This window comes from candidate division KSB1 bacterium (genome assembly GCA_022562085.1).
Lineage (GTDB): Bacteria > Zhuqueibacterota > Zhuqueibacteria > Oceanimicrobiales > Oceanimicrobiaceae > Oceanimicrobium.
Map to the genome: position 1 here is coordinate 1 of JADFPY010000336.1, position 4,951 is coordinate 4,951.

Annotated in this window: 5 protein-coding genes; all 5 read right to left on the reverse strand. The window is 45.2% G+C overall.

The features are described from left to right. Positions 1 to 875, reverse strand: an 875-nt coding sequence (locus IH879_19575) for a proline dehydrogenase family protein (GenBank protein MCH7677128.1), incomplete at its 3' end; no start/stop codon positions are given. 129 nt (positions 876 to 1,004) lie between these two features. Continuing rightward, on the reverse strand, positions 1,005 to 1,991 hold the full coding sequence (locus tag IH879_19580) for a D-glycerate dehydrogenase (GenBank protein ID MCH7677129.1): 987 nt from the start codon (positions 1,989 to 1,991) through the stop codon (positions 1,005 to 1,007). Between the two features lie 397 nt (positions 1,992 to 2,388). Next, positions 2,389 to 2,736 carry a DUF488 family protein gene (locus IH879_19585; protein MCH7677130.1) on the reverse strand — a complete coding sequence of 116 codons (348 nt, stop codon included), beginning with the start codon at positions 2,734 to 2,736 and terminating at the stop codon, positions 2,389 to 2,391. Further along, positions 2,724 to 3,158: a hypothetical protein gene (locus IH879_19590; GenBank protein ID MCH7677131.1), complete on the reverse strand. Its 435-nt coding sequence runs from the start codon at positions 3,156 to 3,158 to the stop codon at positions 2,724 to 2,726. The genes IH879_19585 and IH879_19590 overlap by 13 nt, the downstream gene beginning before the upstream one ends. Positions 3,159 to 3,283: 125 nt before the next feature. Continuing rightward, a complete protein-coding gene (locus tag IH879_19595) occupies positions 3,284 to 4,828 on the reverse strand; it encodes a DASS family sodium-coupled anion symporter (GenBank protein ID MCH7677132.1) in 1,545 nt (514 codons plus the stop codon). Positions 4,829 to 4,951 lie beyond the last annotated feature (123 nt).

The following is a 4,951-nucleotide window of genomic DNA, read 5'->3' on the forward strand; positions in this document are numbered from 1 at the left end:
TAGCCCGCAATTTTTGGATTTTCCTGCAAACGGCGAATTGAATATTCATACCACTGCTTGCCGTAGGGAACATAAACCCGCAGTTTGTATCCATCTTTTAGTATCAAACGACGAAGCTGCTCATCCACGCCAAGCAGCATTTGAAATTCGAATTTATCCTTGGAGAGTTTAAGGTCATTGATGGTCTTATATGCCGCCCAGACCAGTTTCTCGTCGTGGGTCGCGATACCGGCGTAATTGCCATTTTCAAGCAGTTCCCGCAATAACATACTGTAATTTGAATTGACAATCTCTTTATCTTTATAGGCAATATCGCGCGGCTCAATATAAATACCTTTGCAAACCCGCACATTGATTTTAGAGTTGCTGTTCATTTGATCGCGGATGTCCGGCAGGCTGCGGCGCATGTATGCTTGAATGACAAAACCAACATTGTCAAAATCCTTTTTGAGCTGGCTGTGAATTTGAAGTGTATCCGTGGTACAGCTCGAGTCCTCCATATCAATACGTACGAAATTGTCGAACTCTTTTGCCCGCTGCACAAGTCTGCGACTGTTTTCCAGGCAGAAATCTAAATCCAGTTTAAGACCCAGCATTGTGAGTTTTATGGAAATATTGCAGTCGAGGTTTTCCTGTTCGATTTTATCGAGGATTTGCAAATATTCCTGCACTGCATATTCGGCTTGCTCTTTTTTTGTGATGTGTTCACCTAAAACATCGAGGGTCGCACAACACCCCTGTTCCTGCAAATTTTTAATTACCTCAACAGCATCTGACAAAGTTGTTCCGGCGATATAACGGGAGGCAATCCGTCTCACCAAAAATTTCGGAACGATCGGAATGGTCCAGACAACAAGTTTGTCAAATAAGCTCACTTAGCCGCCTTTTTGTTAATTTAAATTATTGCAAAAATGGGAGGAGAAAATATCTGGATGCTGGATGCTTGAAGCTCGATGCTTGATGCTTGATCCAGCAACCAGCAAACCAGCATCCAGCAACCAGCATCAAGTTATTACTTCCGGATTGAGCAAATTAGTCGGCCGTTTTCCTTTTAGACCATCAACCAAATTCTGGGCCGCCATGGTTGCCATTTTTGTTCTTGTTTCAATAGTAGCGCTGGCGATATGTGGCGTCAGCACGGCCTTATCAAGTGAAATGAGCTCAGGATGAATCGCCGGTTCTTCTTCATAAACATCGATGCCGGCGCCGGCGATTTCACCGTTCTGAAGCGCCCTCGCAAGTGCGGCTTCATCCACGACCGGGCCGCGGGATGTGTTAATCAAATAAGCGGTCTTTTTCATTTGCTTAAAAACGGCGTCGTTAAACAAATGGTGCGTGCTCTCCAGTAACGGTACATGCACCGTTACAAAATCGGATTCCTTGAGCAATTCTTCAAAAGAGACTTTTTTGGCTCCGTACTCATTTTCAAGATTTTCGTTCCGGAATTCGTCGCAGTAAAGAATTTGCATTTTAAACCCGCGCGACTTTTCCGCAACCGCATTCCCGATCCTGCCCGCTCCTACGACGCCAAGAGTCCTGCCGGTGATGTCACCACCCAAATACATCATGGGTCCCCAGCCTTTGTATTTACCGGCCCGGGTGAACTTATCCGATTCTACAATCCGTCGTGCGGTTGCAAAAAGCAGCGCCCAGGCATGATCGGAAGTGGCATCCGTGAGAACGCCGGGAGTGTTGGTGACCATAATCCCGCGTTCAGTTGCTGCCGGCACATCGATATTATCAAACCCAACGGCATGATTTGCAATGATTCTTAACTGCTTGCCCGCGGTGTCCATCACTTCGCCGTCGATCTGTTCAGTTAACAAAGGCAGCAAGCCATCGAGCCCCTTAACATTTTCAAGTAATTCATCACGGCTCAAAAGATGGTCTTCTTCGTTGATTCTAACGTCAGTTAAGTTTTCGTGTAAAATGTCCAATCCCGGCTGCGGGATGATCCTTGTAACGTAGACCTTAAAATTTTCTTTGGCCATGTCTCTCCTCTTTAATCTAAACTATCCTCCGGGCCATTTTATCCTAAATTGAGCGATTGGCTTTTGGTAATTAGCTTTTAGCTAATAAAATCAACTAGTTAAAATGGCTATTGTAAATCGCCTAACCCGGACAAGCCGGAAATCGCAAATATCAATAACAAAAATCCAAGCTTGTCCCCGAATGTTTTAGTCGGGGATAAATCTCAAACTGCAAATTACAATCAACAAAAAAAAAGCCGCCACCGAGGCCTTTGTCTTTGTTTTGAAATTTCGGAAATTAGGCATTGGATTTTATTTGTAATTTGGCTTTTTGCAATTTTGTGATTTCAAGTCTTGCCAAAAAAAACAGGATTTGACTCGTCAGGTACTAACAGGTGAAATGATATTAACCCGTATTTTAGGTTTCAATAAGCCCCTTTAGAATAGACGCGTGATTGTGCTGGACGTCCCTGCTGCCGTACAAAAGGGTCACGACGTCATTCTTTGATTGCTCAGAAATATTTTCCAGCAATTTCTTTTTTTCAGCGGTATCCAGGACCTCTTTTTCGTACATCGATTTGTAAGTTTCCCAGTTAGACGTGTCGTAATGAAAACGCTGCAAGTCATAAGAAGGGCCTAATTCACTCAGCCAGTCATCAACGCCGGCTTCCCGTGTTTTTAAGCCTTCCGGCCAAAACAAATCGACTAAAATTCGGCGGCCGTCTTCCTTGGAGGCTTTTGCATAAACACTTTTTATTTTAACCATGTTTGATCCGATTCTTCCCTGATTTCTGTTTCCCCTTCTGCGTCTTCCTGGCCTGTCAATGGCAACCCGGCATTTCGCCAGGCTTCTTTGCCGCCTCTGAGCAGCACAACATTTGAAAACTCTAATCTTTGCAGTCTTCCTGCCGCTACTGTACCCACGCTGGATGCCGCCTCTTGAACGTAGATAACAATTTGCTGAAATTTTTTAAACCGCTTGCTTGCTTCGGTTGCCAGAGAATCCAACGGAATATTGATCGCTCCGTCGATGTAACCATTGGCGAAATCATCCGGGTTCGAAATTTCAACCAGCTTGAATATTTCATTGCGTTTTATCTTGGACTTTAACTCATCTACCGTGATCTCGGAGACCATTTCTTCGAGATGACGCAACCGTTTTTCGGTCAGTAAATCTTTTATTTGCATGCTTGGGGAAATCTTAGAATGAGGCTATTTTAAGGACGCGATAATATAAAAAAACGAACTTACTTGTGCAACGGAAAAATACCGCGGGATATTAAAATAGTGACTTAACCAATTCCACGACTGCATCAATGAACCCATGCCGGTAGAGAAGTAGTCGAAATTTCAAATAATGGGACGACCACAAAATAGGTCAAGAGTGTGACCAGTACAATCCCTATTAAATTAAGCAGGATTCCGGTTCTGGCCATCTGCGATATTGAGACATAGCCGGAGGCAAAAATAATGGCGTTTGGGGGAGTTGCAACGGGAAGCATGAATGCACATGAAGCGGAAATTGTCGCCGGGATCATCAACAAAAGGGGATGCATTCCTATGCCTGCAGCTGTGCTGGCAAGTATGGGCATGAAGAGACTGGTTGTGGCAATGTTAGACGTCAGCTCGGTCATGAAAGTCATGGTTGTACATGTTATTGAGATCATGATTGGCACCGGAACACCTCCTAACAAAGATAGCTGGCTGCCGAACCACTCCGCTAGACCGCTGCTCTTGAAACCGCCGGCAAGCGCAATACCGCCGCCAAACAGAATCAAGATGCCCCATGGGATTTTGACGGCAGATTCCCAATCGAGTAAAAATTTACCTTTCTTCAGGTTAACAGGAATACAGAATAATACGATGGCAGCCAGCATGGCAACCGTGCCATCGTGCAGAAAATCGGAGGCGCCGAGCATAGAGGACCATCCCTGCAATGTGGTAGATCCGATGGTCACGTCTTTTCTGGTTATCCAGGCAAGCGCAGTCGCCGAGAACACAACAGCCACCAGTTTTTCTTGTATTAACATGGGTCCAAGCTTATTAAGTTCTTCACGAATCACTTGTCTGCCCCCGGGAGAGCTTTTGTTACTTATCTTGAACGTAATCCTGGTAAGGACAATCCAGCATATCGGCAAGAACAACAGGAGTAAAAGAGAACCGGCCACAAACCAGGTGAAGAAACTAATTTCAGGCGCTTCGGGATAGAGTTTTGAAAAAGCGCTAACGAAAACGATGTTTGGCGGCGTGCCGACGAGTGTTGAGATGCCGCCAATGCTGGCCGCATAAGCAATACCGAGCATCAGGGCGGTTCTGAAATTCGAAATGGATTTGTCAGTCCCCGATTCATCACCCTCCCGACTCTCCACTAATTGCAGAATGACCGCCAGACCAATCGGATACAACAGCATCGTTGTGGCGGTGTTTGAAATCCACATGGACAAGGAAGCAGTTGCCACCATAAAACCAAGAATGATCCGGCGGGGACTCGAGCCGATTGCCCAGATGAGACAGAGCGCGATCCGGCGATGTAACCCCCATTTCTGCATTGAGATTGCGATAAAAAATCCTCCCATAAAAAGAAATACATTACTGTTGGCGTAACTCGCCGCCACGTTGCCAAATGCTGTCACACCTAAAAAGGGAAATAAAATTAGAGGTAGCAAGGCCGTTACAGGAATGGGGATAGATTCTGTCATCCAGAGAATTGCCATGAGCACGGCAATTGCAAAAACGCGCCAACCCTCAGCAGCCAATCCTTCAGGCGCATCAATCAGTAACAAGATGATGAAAAGCGGCAAAGCGATAACAAAACCGATTAATTGACGCTTTGAATAACTTTCGTTTTTGTTTTGCATAGACCAGTTCTACTTTGAATGAATAACCCGAGCTGTGAGTTCGGAGTTCAACCTTTAGGCTGTCATATCTGCAATGCAAAACACGCTAAAGCGTGAATTCCAAACATTCAATCCCTACAAAGA

What these genes read in the sequence shown, in the direction of transcription:
- IH879_19580 (MCH7677129.1), bottom strand. Translation starts at nt 1,991, where the DNA reads ATGGCCAAAGAAAATTTTAAGGTCTACGTTACAAGGATCATCCCGCAG.
- IH879_19585 (MCH7677130.1), bottom strand. Translation starts at nt 2,736, where the DNA reads ATGGTTAAAATAAAAAGTGTTTATGCAAAAGCCTCCAAGGAAGACGGC.
- IH879_19595 (MCH7677132.1), bottom strand. Translation starts at nt 4,828, where the DNA reads ATGCAAAACAAAAACGAAAGTTATTCAAAGCGTCAATTAATCGGTTTT.
- IH879_19590 (MCH7677131.1), bottom strand. Translation starts at nt 3,158, where the DNA reads ATGCAAATAAAAGATTTACTGACCGAAAAACGGTTGCGTCATCTCGAA.